Raw genomic sequence first — 19437 nt, 5'->3', positions numbered from 1 at the left:
GATATCTATCGGCCAGGACAGGAGTCGTCATGCGGATCGCAGTTGCCGGGGCTACAGGGAACATCGGCGCGCGCGTGGTCGCGGCGCTGCAGGGTGCCGGACACGACGTGGTGGCGATGAGCCGCTCGAACGGGGTGGACCTGTCCACCGGGGAGGGTCTCGACGCGGCCCTGGCCGGGGTGCAGGCGGTCGTCGACGCGATCAGTGCGCCGCCCGCGGACCGGGACAGCACCGTGGACTACCTGGGCACCGCCACCCGCAACTTGCTCGCGGCCGAAGCACGCACGGGAGTGGCGCACCATGTGCTGCTGTCCATCGTGGGAATCCACGACATCGAGGGCAATCCGCACTATGCCGGAAAACGCGAGCAGGAGCGGCTGATCGAGGCCGGGTCCGTGCCGTGGACGATCGTGCCGGCCACCCAGTTCCATGATTTCGCCGAGATGGTGGTGCGTTGGACCGAGCAGAACGGGCGTGCCGAAATCGCCCCGTTGCTGGTTCAGCCCATCGATCCCGACGACGTGGCCGCCGTGCTCGCCGAGGTGGTGGTGGGCGACCCGCAGGGCCGCCACGTCGACGTGGCCGGTCCGCAGACCCAGGATCTGGTGGACCTGGCCCGCCGGACCCTGGCGGCGCGCGGGCGTGAGTTGACGCTGGTGCCGACGTGGTCGTCGATCTTCGGGCTGTCGATGTCGGGCAATGCCTTGTTGCCCGGTGAGAATGCCCGCATCGCGCCCACCACCTTCGACCAGTGGCTGAGCCGGCAGCGGTAGGCCGGGGGACACGCCGGGCCCGATGATGTCACCGGTCTCTGACACCATGGACCGCATGCCGTTGGAGGCTCCCTCGCCCGCCTTGGGCGATCTGGACGATGAGCAGCGGGAGGCTGTGCTGGCCGCCCGCGGTCCGGTGTGCGTGCTCGCCGGCGCGGGCACCGGCAAGACCCGCACCATCACCCGCCGGATCGCGCATCTGGTGGCCGGTGGTCACGTCGCGCCCAGTCAGGTGCTGGCGGTGACCTTCACCGCGCGCGCGGCCGGGGAGATGCGGAGCCGGTTGCGCGTGCTGGGCCAGGAGTCGGGGGTGAACACCGCTGCGGTGCAGGCGGTGACGTTTCACGCCGCGGCGCGCCGGCAGCTGCAGTACTTCTGGCCGCGGCTGGTCGGCGACACCGGATGGGAGTTGCTCGACAGCAAGTTCTCCGTCGTCGCACAGGCCGCCAACCGGGCGGGTATGCAGACCAGTACTGACGATGTCCGTGACCTGGCCGGCGAAATCGAATGGGCCAAGGCATCTTTGATCACCCCCGAGGCCTACAGCACGGCCGTCGCGAAGACCGGGCGTGACATTCCGTTCGACGCCTCCAAGGTGGCGGCGGTCTATTCGGGCTACGAGGCGCTCAAGGCGCGCCGCGACGGCTCAGCATTGCTGGACTTCGACGACCTGCTGCTGCACACCGCCGCGGCCATCGAAAACGACGCCGCCGTCGCGCAGGAATTCCGCGACCGCTACCGCTGCTTCGTCGTCGACGAGTACCAGGACGTCACGCCCCTGCAGCAACGGGTGCTCGACGCGTGGCTGGGGGAGCGCGACGATCTCACCGTGGTCGGTGATGCCAACCAGACGATCTACTCGTTCACCGGGGCCACCCCGCGGTTCCTGCTGGACTTCTCGCGACGTTTCCCCGACGCCGCGGTGGTGCGGCTGGAGCGCGACTACCGCTCGACGCCGCAGGTGGTGTCACTGGCCAACCGGGTGATCGCAGCCGCACGTGGCCGGATGGCCGGCAGCAAGCTGCATCTGGTGGGGCAGCGCGATTCTGGTCCCGAGCCGACGTTTTCCGAATATCCGGACGAGGTCGCCGAGGCCAACGCCGTCGCCCGGTCCATCAAGAAGCTGATCGAAAACGGAACGGAGCCGGCCGAAATCGCGGTGCTCTACCGGATCAACGCGCAGTCCGAGGTCTATGAGGAGGCGCTCACCGAGGCGGGGGTTGCGTTCCAGGTGCGCGGCGGCGAGGGCTTTTTCAGCCGCCAGGAGATCCGTCAGTCACTGGTAGCGATGCAACGCTTCGCGGAGCGGGACATTCCCGAGGACAACCTGCCCGCCCTCGTGCGTGAGCTCCTGGAACCGCTGGGGTTGACGGCCGAGCCGCCGGCCGGCACCAAGGCGCGGGAACGCTGGGAAGCGTTGACGGCGTTGGCCGAACTGGTCGACGAAGAGGTCGCGGTGCGCCCTGAGCTGGATCTGCGGGCATTGGTCGCCGAACTGCGCCAGCGGGCCGACTCGCGCCACCCACCGGTGGTGCAGGGCGTGACGCTGGCGTCGCTGCACGCCGCCAAGGGGCTGGAGTGGGATGCGGTGTACCTGGTAGGCCTGGCCGACAACACTTTGCCGATCTCCCATGCGCTCGCGCACGGACCCGACAGTGAACCGGTGGAGGAGGAGCGTCGGCTGCTCTATGTCGGGGTCACCCGTGCCCGGGTACACCTGGGGCTGAGCTGGGCGCTGGCCCGGACCCCGGGCGGGCGGCAGGGCCGACGGCCGTCGCGGTTCCTCAACGGCATCGCGCCGCAGCTGCAGAACGGGGCCGGCTCAAGCCCGGACCGGTCGCGTCGTCAGCGAGGACCGGCGCCGCGCTGCCGGGTCTGCAATGCCGCTCTGACAACTCCGCCCGCGATCATGTTGCGGCGCTGCGAAACCTGCCCGTCGGACTTGGACGAGGAGCTGCTCGCCGAGCTCAAGGAATGGCGGCTACGGGTCTCCAAGGAGATGAAAGTGCCGGCCTATGTGGTGTTCACGGACAACACTCTGATCGCCATCGCCGAGTCTCTGCCGACCGACGAAGCCGCACTGGTGGCGCTTCCCGGGATCGGTGCGCGCAAGCTTGAGCAATACGGCCCAGATGTTCTCGAGTTGGTTCGCGGCCGCCAAAATTCGTAAAGATCGTGCCAAAACCGCAGGTAGAAAATAGGTTGTGCGATCTGGCTGTTAGGCTTTAGCCTCGTAACACAGCTCTGGTAACGAGACGGAAGGAGGGTGCCCGCAATGGATAACAACATCGAATTCAGCGGTGTAGCGGTTGCTGGCATGCCGTCGTCCGTGCTCGCCGTCGCCGTTGCCGCGGTTTCCCCGGCAGCCCGTCGGTACGCCGCACCCGCTGCCCCCGCCGCCGGATGGCCGGCCGCCGCCGCTGCTGCTATTGCGCCGCAGCATAAGCGCCGTCCCGCCGCCGCGACTGGCGCGTCCGTGGATCGGAGCCCCTTCTAGGAAGAGCTCCCATCACAGCCAAATGGCCACGGACCCGCAGTCAACCGGATCCGTGGCCATTGTTTTTGGGAGTTGTTCCAACCCTCGAAACCTGGTCGCAGATCCCTCGAAGAGACAGATCGCCGACAACAAACGACCAGGAAGCAGGGGGATAAGCACATGTCCATTGCGATGACCGCTCCGGAGATGAGCGTCGCGCCGGTGACATGCGAAGAGCGGCTGCCGGCGGTGCCATGCCACATCGGGAATCCCGATCTGTGGTTCGCCGAGAGCCCAGTCGATCTGGAGCAGGCCAAGGCACTGTGCGCGGATTGCCCGATCCGTAACGAGTGCCTGGCCGCCGCGCTGGAACGGCAGGAGCCGTGGGGCGTCTGGGGCGGCGAGATCCTCGACCGCGGAACCATTGTGGCCCGCAAGCGGCCGCGTGGCCGTCCGCGGAAGAACGCCGCAGGTAACCCGGCCGCCGCCTAGTGCGGCGGCCGGGGCCTCCGCGTCGGTCCACACGGACGAACCCGCCATTGTCACGCTGGAGTGACGCCCGAAGCCGGGCGTCACTCCAGCGTGACATTCGAGAAGCGAGCGGGGGTCAGGCCGCTTCGTCCGCGAAACCCGGAACCAGTTCGGTGGCAATGGCTTTCACCGGCACATGCGCGTCGAGCTGACAGCACATGGCGATGGTCGAAGCGATCACCCGCAGCGGGATGGCCAGGTTCGGCGGCAGATCGAGCTGGCGGGCTGTCCTGATCTGGGCCACCCAGTTGTCCATCTGACCGGCCGCCATCCGCTGAATCCAACGGCGGTTGTAGTGGAACACGTCGACCTCGATCGGTTCGACGTACTGGCGCAACATGTCGTCGACTTCCTCGATCGAAACCTGTTGGCCCTTCTGGATGAAACCGGCTTCCTCCATGGTGGGCAGCAGCTCGTCGTAGTTCTTGTCCCGAGCCAGCCGGATGCACTCACCCAGAGACGTCGGGAAGCCGTCGGGCAGTGGCGCGACAGCGCCGAAGTCGATGACGCCCATCCGCCCGTCGGGCAGCAACATGAAATTCCCCGGATGGGCATCGCCGTGCATCATCTGCAAGCGCTTGGGCGCGTCAAAGGTGAGCTCGGACAGTCGGGTGCCCATCAGGTCGCGCTGTTCGGGCGTGCCCTCGCGGATGATCACCGACATCGGGATGCCGTCCATCCATTCGGCGATGACGACCTTCGGTGCGCTGGCGACGATGGCCGGAACGCGGAAGTGCGGATCGTCGCGGTACGCCTTGGCGAACGCACGCTGATTCTCGGCCTCGAGCCGGTAGTCCAGCTCCATGTCGGTGCGTTCGATCAACTCGTCGACGATGCCCTGGATGTCGACGCCAGGGGCCAGCTGCTTGAACACGCCGACCAGGCGCTGGATCGTCTTGAGGTCCGCGCGCAGTGCCTCGTCGGCACCGGGGTATTGAATCTTGACGGCCACCTCACGGCCGTCGGACCAGACCGCCTTGTGCACCTGGCCGATGCTGGCCGAGGCCACCGGGGTGTCGTCGAAGGAGGTGAACCGCTCCCGCCATTTGGTGCCCAGCTGTGCATCGAGCACGCGGTGCACCTTGGCTGCCGGCAGCGGGGGAGCTTCGCGCTGCAATTTGGTCAGAGCTTCGCGATACGGCTTGCCGTACTGCTCGGGGATGGCCGCCTCCAGCACCGACAGTGCCTGGCCCACCTTCATCGCTCCGCCCTTGAGCTCACCGAGCACGGCGAACAATTGTTGAGCGGCTTTGTCCATCAGTTCGGCGGTGACTTCGTCCTTGGACTTGCCGGTCAGACGCTTGCCGAAGCCTAGTGCTGCCCGTCCCGCCATACCGCCGGCCAGACCGGCCAGCTTCGCATTCCGTGCGACGCTTCCCCGTTTGATGTCGGTCACCAGACCATCATCCACGATGCTCCTGAATGTGCCGCAACTAACTGGCAACATTCGTTTTCAACACGGGCAGTCGGGGTGGCGGGACCAATGTCTGGCAGCGATCGCGTACCCGTCGGCGTCGAGTTCGAGTGTGGTGTTGAGCGTCGGCGGCGCCTCGGGCGCCGGCTGCGCACCGCCAGAATGGCTGACGGCACGGATCACCAGATCGACCTGACGCATGGCCAGGGCCGCGGTGGCCAGGATGGTCGCGCGGCTGGCGCTGCCCACGGCACCTCTGAGCTGGGTGGCCACGGCCGGCCACGCCGCGTCGCGATCGGCGCGGTGCAGATCGGCGCAGTGCAGGCAGCTGGTCTGGCCGGGCACCACCAGCGGCCCCACCAGACCGGCGCCGTCGCGGACCCGCACCGGCAGGTGGGCGATTCCGCCGCGATGCAGTTCTTGCAGCAGCCGCGGGTCGGACATCTGGTAATCGGCCAGCACCACGAGGTCGGTGGAGGCCGCCACGTTCCTGGTGTGCGGGTGCGTGCTGTGCCTGACCCGGGCGCCCGAGCAGCGCAGGCCGTTGGTCAGCAGTTCCGAGAGTGGTCCGCGGCCGTGCACGCGGATGGAGGCCGACCGGGCCGGCCGTGGCGGCGCGGCAGTCAGCGCCGTGAGCATCTCGGCTTCGGTCAATGCGCCGATGAGCTCGTCGATCGCCTCAGCATCGTCGAATGTTCCTGCCGCCATGGCCAATTCGTCGCGGGTTGCGCCCGCTTGCAGTGCCCGCAGCAGATCGGCCAATTGTGCCTGGCTCAGTCCGGCCGGCGGCCGCACCAGTACCGCGCGCCGCGGGTCCCAGCCCAACTGAACCGAGTCGTCGGGGCGCAGCAGGATCGGACGGCCTGCGGCGAGCACGTAGCGCGTCATGCGATGACTCTGCCACGGCGGCAGGCACCGCCGTTTCAGTTATCCACAGGGCTGAGAGGGTCAGTTGTCGCTGTCGCCGTCATCCTTGGCGTCGCCGTTGCCACCCTCGCGCTGTTCTTTCTCCAGATCGGCTTCTTTTTCAAGATCAGCCAAAGCCTGTTCGAAGGCACTGTCGATGCCGCTGGTGTCGCCGCCGACCATCCGGTCGATGAAGCCGGCCGGCTCGTCTAGATCGGCCGCGCTCGGCAGCAGGTCGGGGTGTTGCCACACGCTGTCGCGGACATCGGTGCCGACGGCCTCGGTGAGCCGTTCCCACAGCACCGCGGCTTCGCGCATCTTGCGGGGGCGCAGTTCCAGGCCGACGAGCGTGGCGAAGGTCTGTTCGGCGGGTCCACCGGTGGCGCGTCGACGACGGAGCATTTCGGCCAGCGCGGAGGTGCCTGGAATCCGGTCGCCCAGCGCGGCGGTGACGACGGTCTGCACCCAGCCCTCGATGAGGGCCAGCAGGGTTTCGAGCCGTTCCAGGGCGGCTTCCTGTTCGGGTGTGGCCTTGGGCTCGAAGATGCCCTGATTGAGCAGCTGTTCCATCTCCGACGGGTCGCCGAGGGAGGCCGGATTGAACCCGCGGGCGAAGTCCTCGATGCCCGACATGTCGACCTTCATGCCCTTGGCGAAGGCCTCGACGGCGCCGAGCAGCTGGCTCGATAGCCACGGCACATGGCTGAACAGTCGGTGGTGGGCAGCCTCGCGGGCGGCCAGGAAGGTCAGGATCTCGCTGCGCGGACGCTCCAGTCCCTCGGCGAGCGATTCGATGGCCTCGGGCATGAGGGCCGCGACGCCCTTGGGACCCAGCGGCAGGCCGACGTCGGTGGAGGTGAGCACTTCGCGGGACAGCTTGCCCAGCGCCTGGCCCAGTTGGGAGCCGAACGCCATGCCGCCCATCTGCGACATCATCGCCAGCAGCGGGCCGGCCATGCTCTTGGCCTCTTCTGGAAGCGCCGACGCCCACACCGAGGAGATCTGCTCGGCCACCGGGTCACACAGCCGCTTCCAGGTGTCGAGCGTGTGGTCCAGCCAGTCGCTCGGCGTCCACGCCACCGACCTGGTGGTGCCCGCGGGCAGCGGGGTGACCCCGTCGAGCCAGGTCTCGGCCAGGCGTACCGCGTCCGCGACCGCGCCGGCGGTCTTCTCCGGCACCGGGGCGACGAATCCGATCGAGTTGGACGCCAACTGCCGGGCCAGGTCGTAGTTCACCGGACCGGATTGTTTGCCGCCCATGGCGCCACTTGCGCCGCTGAACATCTCCCCGAGCTTGGTGAAGATCTGCCCGAGATCGCCCATGTCGAAGTTGGCTCCGCCCATGCCGAAACCGAACGGATCCGACCCCGGACCTGGCCCGGAGTTGCCGGAACCGGATCCCGAATCGGGGTCCTTCTTGTCTTTGTCTCGGTCGGGGTCGTTCCCGGCGGAGAAGCCGAAGGGCAGGTCAGCCATACCCACAACGGTACTCATGACGGGGTGCCCGGGTGTGCCTGTGGGTCACGCTGTGGGTGAACACGATGGTTCAGGCTTTACTGTGGGCGGCGTGAACAGGCGGATTTTGACGCTGCTGGTTGCGCTGGTGCCGATTTTGGCGTTCGGCGTCCTGCTGTCGGTGGTGACGGTGCCCTTCGTCTCGTTGGGGCCGGGTCCGACGTTCAACACCCTGGGCGAGGTCGAGGGCAAGCAGGTCGTCGACATCCAAGGCCCCGATGCACACGTCCACCCCACGGCGGGGCACCTGAACATGACCACGGTGTCCCAGCGTGACGGCCTGACCCTGGGCCAGGCGATGGCGTTGTGGATGTCGGGCCGTGAGCAACTGGTGCCGCGCGACCTGGTGTACCCGCCGGACAAATCCAAGAACGAGATCGACGAGGCCAACAACTCGGATTTCAAGCGGTCCGAGGACAGCGCCGAGTACGCGGCGCTGTCGTTCCTGAAGTACCCCGTGGCGGTGACCGTGCAGAGCGTCACCGATCCCGGCCCCTCGGCGGGCAAGCTGCGCGACGGTGACGCGATCGACGGCGTGAACGGGATACCGGTGGCCAACCTCGACGAGTTCCAGGCCATCTTGAAGAAGACCAAGCCGGGCGAGCAGTTGGTGATCGACTTCCGGCGCAAGAACGCCCCGCCCGGGGTCGCGACGATCACGCTCGGGGACAACCCGGATCGGGACTACGGATTCCTGGGCGTGGGTGTGCTCGATGCGCCGTGGGCGCCGTTCGCCATCGACTTCAACCTGGCCAACATCGGCGGCCCGTCTGCCGGCCTGATGTTCAGCTTGGCCGTGGTCGACAAGCTGAGCACCGGTGATCTCAACGACGGCAAGTTCATCGCGGGCACGGGAACCATCACCGGTGAGGGCAAGGTCGGGTCGATCGGTGGCATCACGCACAAGATGCTGGCGGCCAAGGAAGCGGGCGCCTCGGTGTTCCTGGTACCGGCCGACAACTGCACCGAGGCGCGTTCTGCGCCTCAGGACGGCATGGAGTTGGTGAAGGTGGACACCTTGACCCAGGCCGTCGATGCGTTGCACACGATTTCTGCCGGTGGCGAACCGCCTCGTTGCTGAAACCCGCGCGCAGCCTGTGGATGGCTAGAGTTGTAGAAAATCGGGCGGCCCCGTCGGGCATGCCACGAGTCCACCGAGGCTGAAACGGGAGTTCACGAGTGGGGATGCGGCCCGCGGCGAGGATGCCGAAGCTGACGCGACGTAGCCGGATACTGATCGGCCTGGCACTGGTGGCAGTGCTGGCGCTGTTGATCGGGCCTCGGGTCGTCGACGGCTATGTCGACTGGTTGTGGTTCGGCGAGCTGGGGTACCGCTCGGTGTTCACCACGGTGCTGGCCACCCGGCTCATCGTGTTCCTCGTGGTCGGCCTGCTCATCGGTCTGGTGGTGTTCGCCGGCCTGGCCCTGGCCTATCGCACCCGTCCGGTGTTCGTCCCGGCGGCGGGCCCGAACGATCCGGTGGCGCGTTACCGGACCACCGTGTTGGCCCGGCTGCGCTTGTTCGGGATCGGGGTGCCGGTCTTCATCGGCCTGCTGGCCGGTGTCATCGCGCAGAGCTACTGGGTGCGCGTGCAGTTGTTCCTGCACGGCAGTGACTTCGGGATCACCGATCCGCAGTTCGGTCGGGATCTGGGCTTCTACGCGTTCGACCTGCCGTTCTATCGGCTGGTCCTGACGTATCTGTTCGTCGCGACCTTCCTGGCGTTCGTCGCGAATCTGCTGGGGCACTATGTGTTCGGCGGAATCCGTCTCGCCGGTCGCAGCGGAGCGCTGAGCCGCGCTGCGCGCATCCAGCTGATCAGCCTGGTCGGCTTCCTGATCCTGCTCAAGGCATTCGCGTACTGGCTGGACCGCTACGAGTTGCTGAGCAATACCCGCGCCGGCAAGCCGTTCACCGGTGCGGGCTACACCGATATCAACGCCGTGCTGCCTGCCAAGCTGATCCTGCTGGCGATCGCCCTGATCTGCGCGGTGGCGGTGTTCTCGGCGATCGTGCTGCGTGATTTGCGGATTCCGGCCATCGGCGTGGTGCTGTTGCTGCTGAGCTCGATGGTGGTCGGTGCAGGGTGGCCGCTGATCGTCGAGCAGTTCAGCGTCAAGCCCAACGCCGCGCAGAAGGAGAGCGAGTACATCAGCCGCAGTATCACCGCGACCCGGCAGGCCTACGGGCTCACCGACGACACGGTGACGTACCGCAATTACGAGAGCAACGGTCAGACCACCGCCGCGCAGGTCGCTGCGGACCGGGCGACCACGTCGAACATCCGGTTGCTCGATCCGACGATCGTCAGCCCCGCGTTCACCCAGTTCCAGCAGGGTAAGAACTTCTACTTCTTCCCGGATCAGCTGGCCATCGACCGCTACGCCGGCTCTGACGGCAATCTTCGTGACTTCGTCGTCGCCGCGCGCGAACTCAATCCGGACCGGCTGATCGAGAACCAGCGCGACTGGATCAACCGGCACACCGTCTACACCCACGGCAACGGCTTCATCGCCTCGCCGGCCAACACGGTGCGCGGTATCGCCGACGACCCCAACCAGAACGGTGGTTACCCGGAGTTCCTCGCCAGCGTCGTCGGTGCCAACGGCAAGGTGGTCTCGCCCGGGCCGGCACCGCTGGACCAGCCCCGGGTGTACTTCGGGCCGGTGATCGCCGATACCGCGGCCGACTATGCGATCGTCGGCAAGAACGGTGACGTCGACCGCGAATACGACTACGAGACCAACACCGACACCAAGAACTACACGTACTCGGGCACCGGCGGTGTGCCGATCGGTAACTGGCTGGCCCGGTCAGTGTTCGCCGCCAAGTTCGCCGAGCGAAACTTCCTGCTGTCCAACGTGATCGGTGAGAACAGCAAGATCCTGTTCAACCGGGATCCGGCCGAGCGGGTGGAGGCGGTGGCGCCGTGGCTGACCACCGACACATCCGTGTACCCGGCGATCGTCAACAAGCGAATGGTCTGGATCGTCGACGGCTACACCACGCTGGACAACTATCCGTATTCGGAGTTGACGACGTTGTCGAGCGCGACGGCCGATTCGAACGAGGTGGCGGTCAACCGGCTGGCACCGGACAAGCAGGTGTCGTACATCCGCAACTCGGTCAAGGCCACCGTCGATGCCTACGACGGCACGGTCACGCTGTACGCCCAGGACGAGCAGGATCCGGTGCTCAAGGCCTGGATGAGCGTGTTCCCCGGCACGGTCAAGCCGAAGGCGGACATCTCTCCGGAACTGCAGGCGCACCTGCGTTATCCCGAGGATCTGTTCAAGGTTCAGCGGTCGCTGCTGACCAAGTACCACGTCGACGACCCGGTGAAGTTCTTCACCAACGCCGACTTCTGGAATGTGCCGCTGGATCCCAACCCGACGGCAAGCAGCTATCAGCCGCCGTTCTACATCGTCGCCAAAGACCTGGTGAACAACAATGGTTCGCCGTCGTTCCAGTTGACCAGTGCATTGAACTGGCTGCAGCGCGAGTTCTTGGCGGCCTATGTCAGCGCCAGCTCGGACCCGGCGACCTACGGCAAGATCACCGTGCTGACGATCCCGGGCGAGGTCAAGGGGCCCAAGCAGGCGTTCAACGCGATCAGTACCGATACCGCGGTGACGCAGGACCTCGGTGTGATCGGACGCGACAACCTGAACCGGATCCGGTGGGGCAACCTGTTGACCCTGCCGGTGGCCGACGGTGGATTGCTTTATGTGGCACCGGTTTACGCGTCACCGGGAACCAGTGACGCAGCCTCGACCTATCCGCGGTTGATCCGCGTGGCCATGCTCTACGGCGACAAGGTGGGTTACGGCCCGACCGTCGGTGCCGCGCTGACCGAGCTGTTCGGGCCGGGTGCCGGCGCCACCGCCACCAATGTGGCCCCCACCGACGGCAAGCCGCAGTCTGCCGCGACGCCGGAAGCGGCACCGGCGGCGCCGCCACCGGCCAATGCCGACGGCCAGGCGCCCCAGGCCGTCCCACCGCCGGCCGCCGCAGTGCCGCCAGGTGAGCCGGTGCAGCTGTCGCCGGCCAAGTCCGCGGCGCTCAAGGACGTCGAATCGGCGCTGTCGGAGGCACAGGATGCACAGCGCAGTGGCGACTTCGGTAAGTACGGGCAGGCGTTGCAGCGCTTGAACGATGCGATGAACAAGTTCAATTCGTCGAAGTAGCGGAGGGCTTCGCAGGCGGGGGTGACTCGTGAGGTCCTGGCTGGCCGTGCTGTTGACGCTGCTGGTGGCGGCGGAGCTCACCGCTTGCCGGACCGGGGAGCGTCCGTGGTCGGATGCGCCGTTCGCCGCCCCGATGCGGCCGGCGTTCGGCGCCCGGGTCACCGACGGCAAGCTGGAGATCTGGATGCCGCCGGGCTGCGCCGGGGTGCGGTCGGTGGAGGTCGGATTTGGATTCGGCCCGAAGCTCGTGTTGACCGATCCCTCCGGTACGGCGACTCTCGACCGGTTCACCGTCGGTGGACCCTATCCGGGTCTGACCGTGACGGAAGCGCCGCCGCCTGACTTCGATTGGCGCACAGAAGAATATTTGTTCCTCAATGTGCAGTCCACGCCCGGGGGGTACCCCGCGACCGCTCGGACGGCCGAGGTCGCCGCCGGATCGACCAGTCACCCGGCCGGGACCTTCTACTTCGAAGGCGTCGGTTGGCTCGACGACGCGGGTGTGACGGAGAAGGAAGGCAAGGAGTTCGCAGGGGTGTGCAGGCCGCAAAAGAAGTGATGCGGCGCAGGTCTACTGCCGCGCCACTGCCTCTCTGAACTGGCCGCCAAGTCAACGCCAAGTCGGCTAGGCGATGCTGTGTGGCGAGTATCTTGCACGACTTTCTGCGCTCATCTTGAGAGGACCCCGATGACCCTGACCGATGTCGCCCACGACGGCCTGGACGACGCGTTGAAGGGCCTGCGAGCCCACGTCGCCGCCCCCGTGGCCCTACCTGGGGAAGCCGGCTATGAACGGGCCACCCCGTGGAATGCGGCGGCCGCTGTCGAGCCTGCCGCGGTGGTGCTGGCGGCCACCGCCTACGACATCGCCAACACCGTGGGCTTCGCGGCGGCCAGAGGTTACCGGGTCGCCGTCCAGGCCACCGGTCACGGCACCATGGCGGTGGCCCGCGACACGATCCTGGTGCTGACCTCTGCGATGACAGGTGTCAGCGTCGATCCCGTGGCGCGTACCGCGCGGGTGGCGGCCGGGGCCACGTGGCAGCAGGTGCAGGACGCGGCTTCCCCGCACGGTCTGGCCGGGCTGGGCGGTTCGGCCCCCAGCGTGGGCGTCGTGGGGTTTCTCACCGGCGCAGGCATCGGGCCGTTGGTCCGCACTTTCGGGCTGTCGTCGGACTACGTGCGATCGTTCGAGTTGGTCACCGGGGCGGGGGAGTTGCTGCGTGCCACGCCGGAGGAGAACGCGGAGTTGTTCTGGGGGCTGCGCGGCGGAAAGTCGACGCTGGGTATCGTCACCTCGGTCGAGATCGATTTGCTGCCCATCGCTGAGTTCTACGGTGGCGCGGTGTATTTCGATGGTGCCGACGCCGGCGTTGTGCTGCGCGAGTGGGCGGGGTGGTGTGCCGCGCTGCCCGATTCGATCTCGACATCCATTGCACTGCAACAGCTCCCGCCGATGCCCGGAGTTCCGGAACCGTTGGCCGGCCGCTTGACCGTGGCGGTGCGGTACGCAGCCCTTGGCGATTTCGCCGAGGCTGAGCGGTTGCTGGCGCCGATGCGCGCAGTCGCGACCCCGGTGCTCGATACCGTCGCGGTGATGCCCTATGCCGCCATCGGCGCCGTGCACGCCGACCCGGTGGATCCGATGCCGATCTTCGAGCATCACACGCTGTTGCGGGAACTGACCGCGGAGACGGTCGAGGTGCTGCTGGCCGCGGCCGGGCCGGATTCGGGCTCGGTGCAGACGATCGTGGAAGTCCGGATGCTGGGCGGGGCGCTGGCCCGTGAGGGCCGGCACCGCAGCGCGTTCTGCCATCGCGACGCCGCCTTCGCGGTGAGCACCATCGGGGTCCTGGTGCCCCCGATTGCCGATGCCGTGGTGCCGCAGGCCGGAGCGCTCATCGTGGCGCTGTCGCCATGGTCCAGCGGCGGCCAGCTCGCCAATTTCGCACCGTCCGAGGACGCCGGGCGGGCCGCCCGGGTCTATGACGAGGACACCCGGCACTGGTTGGCCGCACTGGCCGACCGGCACGACCCGGCCGGGGTGTTCCGGTGCGGTCAGGTGGTGCGTTTTGTGGGCTGATTTCCGGTCGTTTTCGGGCCGGAAACCTCTCTGAGCACTCGATTTGGAGCTCGACGTAAGACCCCGGTAACCTTGTATTCGCAACGCGGGGTGGAGCAGCTCGGTAGCTCGCTGGGCTCATAACCCAGAGGTCGCAGGTTCGAATCCTGTCCCCGCTACCAAGAGGAAATGGCCCTCGGAGATTATCTCCGAGGGCCATTTTCTATGGATTGGGAACGCGGATCGACAGTGCTTGTCGGTGGAGATCTGAACTCCCACACGTGGGCACGAGCCGTCGATCCCGCGAGGTGCACCACGCAATGGGAGATCACCGGCGACGTCAAACACACCGTCGTCAACGCCGGAAGCGGGCCAATTCAAACGACGCCAAGCGAGATCACCCAGCTCGTCGCACCCGGCTGTTCCGACGAAACGAGACGTGACCGCAGGCTATTTCGTCAGCGTGTCCCGCATCCCCGGCGCGAGCACGCCCGCGATGGCGTCCCAGTGCACGGTCACCGGGTAGTAGTCGCCGAGTACGTGGGCGACCGAAACGTAGACAACCAGTCCGTCGTCGTCGGGTACCCAATTGCCGAGTTGATCGGCGACCGGGGCCGGCGCGGGCTGATTGGCCAACTTCTCCTCGTCGGCCATCTCGGCCTTGATGCCGTCGACCAACGCGGTCAGTCCGGCAGTCTGGTCGGTGAACAGATCGGTGATCAGGATCGGCTTCGCCGTGTGGACGTCGATCACCTTCGTGGACACGGTGTTGAACGGGTGCGCTGCATGGTCGACGAAGATGTTGAGCAGCAGCACGCCGGCCACCGCGCCGAAACCGATGTGGGACACCTCGCTGCGCTTGTCTTCATCGATGACGCCGGGCGCGACCGTCACCGGGCGGTTGTCGTCGGGCGGCGTGAGGTATTCGTCGAGGGCCGCGCGCATGCCGGTGTTGAACTCGTCGCGGGCCGTTGCGTCTCCGTCGCGCAGCTGAGGGAGCTCCGCCCGGTAAGTGACGGGCCCTTTGGCGCCGTTGACGGCTTCGATGAATCCGCTGAACGGCGCGACGTTGGCCGATGCGCTGGTGGTCGGAGCCGGACTGCTGGAGTTGCCCGAACCGCCGGAGTGGCACGCCGTACCCACGCCGATCATCGACACGACGACAGTTACCGAGGCTATTCGGCGTATCACGGTTGACTCCCGCATGTCGCGACCCTAAGCCTGTGAAGTAACTGCGGGTGATGGTTTCGGCCGGGTAGCCGAAGCGAACAGGTTGATCCCCGTGGCTTCGCGACGAATCTCGACCGGCGCGTGCCCGAACTCCGATCGTGCGAACAGATCTGCCAAGTCTTGCGGTGACCGGTGAATCAGCCTCCAGTCCAGCAGGTGGTCCATGAACGCCCGGTCCGGATTGTCGACATCGAAGTTCCCGACAATCGCCGTGCCACCTGGACGCAGGTGGCGGTAGATCCAGTCGAGCAGTCTGATGACGAGGTGATCGGCCAGATAGTCGATGAGGCCAATCGAATACACCAGATCCTGATCGCCCAACGTCAGAGTTTGACGTCCCAGCGCTAGTTTGACGACGTTGGCTTGAACGAACGTAACTCTTCCGGTCACACCGGCACTGTCTGCGAGGCTCTGTGCGTAGGCCAATGCCTGGTCGTCGATGTCCAGACAGGTAGCGGTGATGTCCGGGTGGTCTGGCTCGGAGAAGATGTCGAAGATCTCCCGGGCGGGCCCGCAGGCCAGACTTGTGATCGCAGCCCGTCTATCGTTGCAGGCCCGCGCAGTGTCGATGATGGTGTCGCGCAGCAGCTGTCGACGATTCTTCACGGCGCGCGAAGCCGGTATGTCGAGAAACCACCGGTCGATGTAGGGACCGAGCCTGCGTACCCCGTCCGGTTGGTCGTCGTAGACCATCTGCAACGTCAGATAGTCCCCGGCATAGCCCCGCGGTTTGGTGTAGGAGCGGTCGATCAGGGTGCTCAGCCCCAGGTACGGGTAGGTCTCCGCGTGTATGAATGCCCCCATCTCGTCGACGCCGGGGTTACCCGGCCGCAAGTGGAGGTGGATCTGGTCGGAGAGGGCATTGCAGGCGGACGAAACATGGGCCTGTGCCTCATCGGGTGTGGCACGGCCGTCGATGATCAGCTTGTCCGCGGCCCTCATCGCTTCTTTGAAACGGGCTGCGATGAGGGCCAGGGGATGTGGTGCATCGTTGGCGGATACCAGGAATGTGGGAGCGCTGCCATTGTGCGGCGCCGCGTCCGTGATTGTCATGGGCCGATACTTGCGTGACGCTGCAGCGCAGTATGCAGTAGTGCACTACCCGATTTTTGTTTGTGACACCGACTTCAGATCACGTACGGCGCAAGGAGCGTGGTGGCGCCCAGCACCACCACTCCGATCAGGAACGCGACCACCGTGAAGCCCATCACCTGGCGGACATTGAGCTTCGCAATCGCCAGCAGGGGCAGTAGCCAGAACGGCTGGATCATGTTCGCGACGCCCTCGCCGACTGCGACCGCCATGGAGATCAATCCCAGGTACGCCGGTGAGTCCTGACCGATCGCCAGCGCCGAATCGACGGCGATCGGGCCCTGTACCGCCCAGTGCCCACCGCCCGACGGCACGAACAGGCTGATGATCAACGAGCCGATGAAGGTCAGGAACGGCAGCGTGTACTGGGTCGCGCCGTTCACGAACGCTTCGGCCAGCAGAGTCTGCAGCGGTTTGGCACCCTCCACCGCCTGATAGCCCAGCAAGCCGACCAGACCGCCGTACAGCGGGTACTGCAGGAGCAGTGGGCCGGACACCTTGGCGGCACCGGTGAAGGCCCGGATGAACCGGATCGGTGTCCGGTGCAGCAACGCGCTGGTGATGGTGAACAACATGATCATCGATGAGATGTTCAGTGCGAAGCCGCTGAGCACGAAATAGGCGATACCCGCGGCGAATACCAAAACATTGAGGATCCACAGGTTTTCCAGCCATTCGGCGAACGTCTTCTTGCCTTCCGCCGACGAAGCCGGCGATCCGCCCATTTCTTCGGGCGCATCCTCGTCCTCGAACACTGCGGGATCGGGTGCGAGGCTCTGCGTCGGTTCCATCCGCCAGATGGCGAGCGCGAGCAGCGCCAGCACGACGATCACCGACAGCCAGCTGTAGGGCTGGAAGATCGTCAGGCTCAGCGGCACAGTGACGCCGGTGATCTTGTGGATCACGTTGATCGGGCTGGTGCTGTCCGTGTTCGCCAGGGCGATCGACGACGAGAGCCCCTGCGTCCAGACGATGAAGCCCATGAACGCCGCCGCGATGAGGTAGCCGAAATGCGCGTCGGTGAATCGCTTCGCAACCTGCCGGGCGACCAGCGCGCCGGCCACCAACCCGAGTCCCCAGTTCAGCAGGGAGAGAACAGCGCTCACGCCGAAGCAGAGGAAGGCGCCCTGAACCTGGTTGTTCGGTTTGGCGGCGATGGCGACGATGGCCCGTTTCAGAATCGGCGCCTCGGCGAGTGTGTAGCCCGTCACCAGGATCAGAACCATCTGGAAGGCGAACGTGAAGATGTTCTGCGATCCCCAGACGCCGCCGTACCACGCCTTGAGCATGCCGTCGGGCGTTGCACCGTGCACCAAGAAGGCGACCAGGCCGGCGACGACGAGGGTCAGGATGACCGCGAACAGATATGGGTCGGGCATCAAGCGCTCGACATAGCGGACACACAGCCCGGTGAGGGACTGCATGATGCCGCGGCGCTTGGTCCGCGGTTCTTCGCTCGTGGTCATTGATCCACCTCGCCGTTTTGGTGTCCCAGGCGCTGCCGCCATCGGCGGCAGGCGCCGCGGTTCGGCACGGACTCTAGTCTTCGGAACACTCCGCAGTGGGCGGTTGGCCGGGAAGGATCGACAGCTGCAATTCACCGACGAACTGCCGGGTGTGGGTTATGCCCACTCGGTGCGAATACCGCACTGGCCCAGCGCTTCGCGCGACGGCTCGATGGGCGAGCAGTGCCTGCGGCCGGTCGGCCGCAGCAAAATCGGTTTCCCTGATGTCGGGTGTCCGACCTACCCTGGGTGGCTGCGCAGGCAAAGCTCGGGGGAGCTAGGAGAGTGGGAAACAATGACGGGCCCGAGCGCGGGGGAGATCGCGGCGCAACCGCGTGCCCAGTCGAGCGCCAATGTCATCATCGCGCTGTTGGTCAGCTCGGCGTTCGTGATGATCCTCAACGAGACGATCATGAGCGTTGCGTTACCTGCACTGATCGTCGACCTGGACATCTCGGCGAGCACCGCGCAATGGCTCACCAGTGGCTTCTTGTTGACCATGGCGGTGGTCATCCCGATGTCGGGTTCGCTGCTGCAGCGGTTCCCGGTGCGCAGTATCTACCTCGCGTCGATGTCGTTGTTCTGCACCGGCACGCTGGTGGCCGCGCTCGCGCCGGGTTTCACGGTCCTGCTGGTCGGACGCATCGTGCAGGCCTGCGGTACCGCGGTCATGATGCCGCTGCTGATGACGACGGTCATGACGCTGATTCCCGCCGACCGGCGCGGCCAGATGATGGGCACCATCTCGATCGTCATCGCCGTCGCACCGGCGATCGGGCCTACGCTGTCGGGGTTCATCCTCGGCTCGCTGGACTGGCGGTGGATGTTCTGGATCGTGCTGCCGATCGCCCTGCTCGCGCTGAGCGCTGGTCTCGCGTGGCTGCGCGTCGACGACGAACGGGAGCATCCCACCCCGATCGATCCCGTCTCGGTCCCGCTGTCGGCGATCGCGTTCGCGGGCTTGGTGTTCGGGCTGTCGCTCATGGGCGAGTCCGCGCACAGCCGGCAGGCGGTACCTGCGTGGGTGCCGATGGTGATCGGGGCCGTGGCGATGGTGGCATTCGGTGCGCGGCAGATACAGCTGCAACGCCGCGACCGTGCGTTCCTGGACCTGCGGCCGTTCACCTATCGGCGGTTCTCGGTGTCGCTGAGCCTGGTGGTCCTCGGCTTCATGGGGTTGTTCGGCGCCATCATCATGGTGCCGTTGTATGTGCAGGACGTGCTGAAGCAGAGCGCGTTGGTCGCCGGGTTGGCGACGCTGCCCGGCGGGCTGTTGATGGGGTTGGCCGGGCCGCTGGTCGGGCGGGCCTATGACCGTCACGGCGCCCGTCTGCTGGTCGTGCCCGGGTCGTTGATGCTGTGTGTGTCGCTGTGGGGTTTCACGCTGCTGTCGGCGGCGTCGCCGGTCTGGGAACTGGTGGTCTTGCAGTCGGTCATGATGCTCGGGCTGTCGATGATGTTCACGCCGTTGATGACTGACGCGCTCGCAGTCCTGCCCGACCGGTTCTACTCGCACGGCAGCGCCATTCTGACGACGCTGCAGCAGGTCGGCGGTGCGGCGGGAACCGCGTTGTTCGTGACGGTGATGACCAAGGCGTCCCACTCGGGTGGGGCCCCGGATCTGCCCGGCGTGCATGCGGCCTTCACCGCCGCCGCGGTGATCAGCGTGTTCGCCGTGACCGGGTCCTTCTTCACCGCCCCGCGGCCGAGCCCGGCGGGTGGCACGCCGACACATTAGGCGCGGG

At 66.4% G+C, this 19437-nt stretch carries 14 protein-coding genes and 1 tRNA gene; 9 read left to right on the top strand and 6 right to left on the bottom strand.

Annotated features, from left to right (window positions below):
• Positions 1-29 precede the first annotated feature (29 nt).
• The 3 genes from AB0876_RS16020 (at position 30) to AB0876_RS16010 (ending at position 3741) form a co-directional block, all read left to right on the top strand.
• Positions 30-773, top strand: coding sequence for an SDR family oxidoreductase (locus tag AB0876_RS16020; protein WP_526042396.1), 744 nt, complete (start codon positions 30-32; stop codon positions 771-773).
• A gap of 55 nt (positions 774-828) precedes the next feature.
• On the top strand, positions 829-2943 hold the full coding sequence (locus AB0876_RS16015) for a UvrD-helicase domain-containing protein (RefSeq protein WP_526042395.1): 2115 nt from the start codon (positions 829-831) through the stop codon (positions 2941-2943).
• A 486-nt stretch (positions 2944-3429) separates the two neighbouring features.
• Positions 3430-3741, top strand: a complete 312-nt coding sequence (locus AB0876_RS16010) for a WhiB family transcriptional regulator (RefSeq protein WP_082448913.1) — start codon at positions 3430-3432, stop codon at positions 3739-3741.
• A gap of 115 nt (positions 3742-3856) precedes the next feature.
• Here AB0876_RS16010 and AB0876_RS16005 read toward each other — a convergent pair whose 3' ends face one another.
• The 3 genes from AB0876_RS16005 to AB0876_RS15995 are packed head-to-tail and all read right to left on the bottom strand — an operon-like array spanning position 3857 to position 7576.
• Positions 3857-5191, bottom strand: coding sequence for a macrolide-binding ATPase MABP-1 (locus tag AB0876_RS16005; protein WP_491838294.1), 1335 nt, complete (start codon positions 5189-5191; stop codon positions 3857-3859).
• 42 nt (positions 5192-5233) lie between these two features.
• On the bottom strand, positions 5234-6082 hold the full coding sequence (locus AB0876_RS16000; protein WP_491838295.1) for a bacteriocin biosynthesis cyclodehydratase domain-containing protein: 849 nt from the start codon (positions 6080-6082) through the stop codon (positions 5234-5236).
• Between the two features lie 60 nt (positions 6083-6142).
• Entirely contained in the window at positions 6143-7576 is a 1434-nt protein-coding gene (locus AB0876_RS15995) for a zinc-dependent metalloprotease (protein WP_526042394.1), read from the bottom strand.
• Between the two features lie 91 nt (positions 7577-7667).
• Between AB0876_RS15995 and AB0876_RS15990 the strand changes: the two genes are divergently transcribed.
• The 5 genes from AB0876_RS15990 (at position 7668) to AB0876_RS15970 (ending at position 14047) form a co-directional block, all read left to right on the top strand.
• Positions 7668-8696, top strand: coding sequence for a YlbL family protein (locus AB0876_RS15990; protein WP_526042393.1), 1029 nt, complete (start codon positions 7668-7670; stop codon positions 8694-8696).
• A 98-nt stretch (positions 8697-8794) separates the two neighbouring features.
• Complete coding sequence (locus tag AB0876_RS15985; RefSeq protein WP_526042392.1) at positions 8795-11803, top strand: UPF0182 family membrane protein; 3009 nt, start codon at positions 8795-8797, stop codon at positions 11801-11803.
• A gap of 28 nt (positions 11804-11831) precedes the next feature.
• Complete coding sequence (locus AB0876_RS15980; protein WP_526042391.1) at positions 11832-12362, top strand: hypothetical protein; 531 nt, start codon at positions 11832-11834, stop codon at positions 12360-12362.
• A gap of 129 nt (positions 12363-12491) precedes the next feature.
• Positions 12492-13886, top strand: a complete 1395-nt coding sequence (locus AB0876_RS15975) for an FAD-binding oxidoreductase (RefSeq protein WP_526042390.1) — start codon at positions 12492-12494, stop codon at positions 13884-13886.
• Between the two features lie 84 nt (positions 13887-13970).
• A tRNA-Met gene (locus tag AB0876_RS15970) sits at positions 13971-14047 on the top strand.
• A gap of 268 nt (positions 14048-14315) precedes the next feature.
• Here the strand turns inward: AB0876_RS15970 and AB0876_RS15965 are convergent.
• The 3 genes from AB0876_RS15965 to AB0876_RS15955 form a co-directional block, all read right to left on the bottom strand.
• Positions 14316-15071 carry a hypothetical protein gene (locus tag AB0876_RS15965; RefSeq protein ID WP_463790033.1) on the bottom strand — a complete coding sequence of 252 codons (756 nt, stop codon included), beginning with the start codon at positions 15069-15071 and terminating at the stop codon, positions 14316-14318.
• Between the two features lie 9 nt (positions 15072-15080).
• A complete protein-coding gene (locus AB0876_RS15960; RefSeq protein WP_526042389.1) occupies positions 15081-16148 on the bottom strand; it encodes an SAM-dependent methyltransferase in 1068 nt (355 codons plus the stop codon).
• Positions 16149-16222: 74 nt separating this feature from the next.
• On the bottom strand, positions 16223-17653 hold the full coding sequence (locus tag AB0876_RS15955; RefSeq protein WP_491838303.1) for a TIGR00366 family protein: 1431 nt from the start codon (positions 17651-17653) through the stop codon (positions 16223-16225).
• Between the two features lie 334 nt (positions 17654-17987).
• Here AB0876_RS15955 and AB0876_RS15950 point away from each other — a divergent pair, with 334 nt between their 5' ends.
• Complete coding sequence (locus AB0876_RS15950; RefSeq protein ID WP_526042388.1) at positions 17988-19430, top strand: DHA2 family efflux MFS transporter permease subunit; 1443 nt, start codon at positions 17988-17990, stop codon at positions 19428-19430.
• The last annotated feature ends 7 nt before the right edge of the window (positions 19431-19437 follow it).

Source organism: Mycobacterium sp. NPDC049093 (genome assembly GCF_040704635.1).
Lineage (GTDB): Bacteria > Actinomycetota > Actinomycetes > Mycobacteriales > Mycobacteriaceae > Mycobacterium.
The sequence above is the reverse complement of the archived record's forward strand: the minus strand, read 5'-3'. Positions and strand labels throughout refer to the sequence as shown.

What these genes read in the sequence shown, in the direction of transcription:
- AB0876_RS16020 (WP_526042396.1), top strand. Translation starts at nt 30, where the DNA reads ATGCGGATCGCAGTTGCCGGGGCTACAGGGAACATCGGCGCGCGCGTG.
- AB0876_RS16015 (WP_526042395.1), top strand. Translation starts at nt 829, where the DNA reads ATGCCGTTGGAGGCTCCCTCGCCCGCCTTGGGCGATCTGGACGATGAG.
- AB0876_RS16010 (WP_082448913.1), top strand. Translation starts at nt 3,430, where the DNA reads ATGTCCATTGCGATGACCGCTCCGGAGATGAGCGTCGCGCCGGTGACA.
- AB0876_RS16000 (WP_491838295.1), bottom strand. Translation starts at nt 6,082, where the DNA reads ATGACGCGCTACGTGCTCGCCGCAGGCCGTCCGATCCTGCTGCGCCCC.
- AB0876_RS15995 (WP_526042394.1), bottom strand. Translation starts at nt 7,576, where the DNA reads ATGGCTGACCTGCCCTTCGGCTTCTCCGCCGGGAACGACCCCGACCGA.
- AB0876_RS15975 (WP_526042390.1), top strand. Translation starts at nt 12,492, where the DNA reads ATGACCCTGACCGATGTCGCCCACGACGGCCTGGACGACGCGTTGAAG.
- AB0876_RS15965 (WP_463790033.1), bottom strand. Translation starts at nt 15,071, where the DNA reads ATGCGGGAGTCAACCGTGATACGCCGAATAGCCTCGGTAACTGTCGTC.
- AB0876_RS15960 (WP_526042389.1), bottom strand. Translation starts at nt 16,148, where the DNA reads ATGACAATCACGGACGCGGCGCCGCACAATGGCAGCGCTCCCACATTC.
- AB0876_RS15955 (WP_491838303.1), bottom strand. Translation starts at nt 17,653, where the DNA reads ATGACCACGAGCGAAGAACCGCGGACCAAGCGCCGCGGCATCATGCAG.
- AB0876_RS15950 (WP_526042388.1), top strand. Translation starts at nt 17,988, where the DNA reads ATGACGGGCCCGAGCGCGGGGGAGATCGCGGCGCAACCGCGTGCCCAG.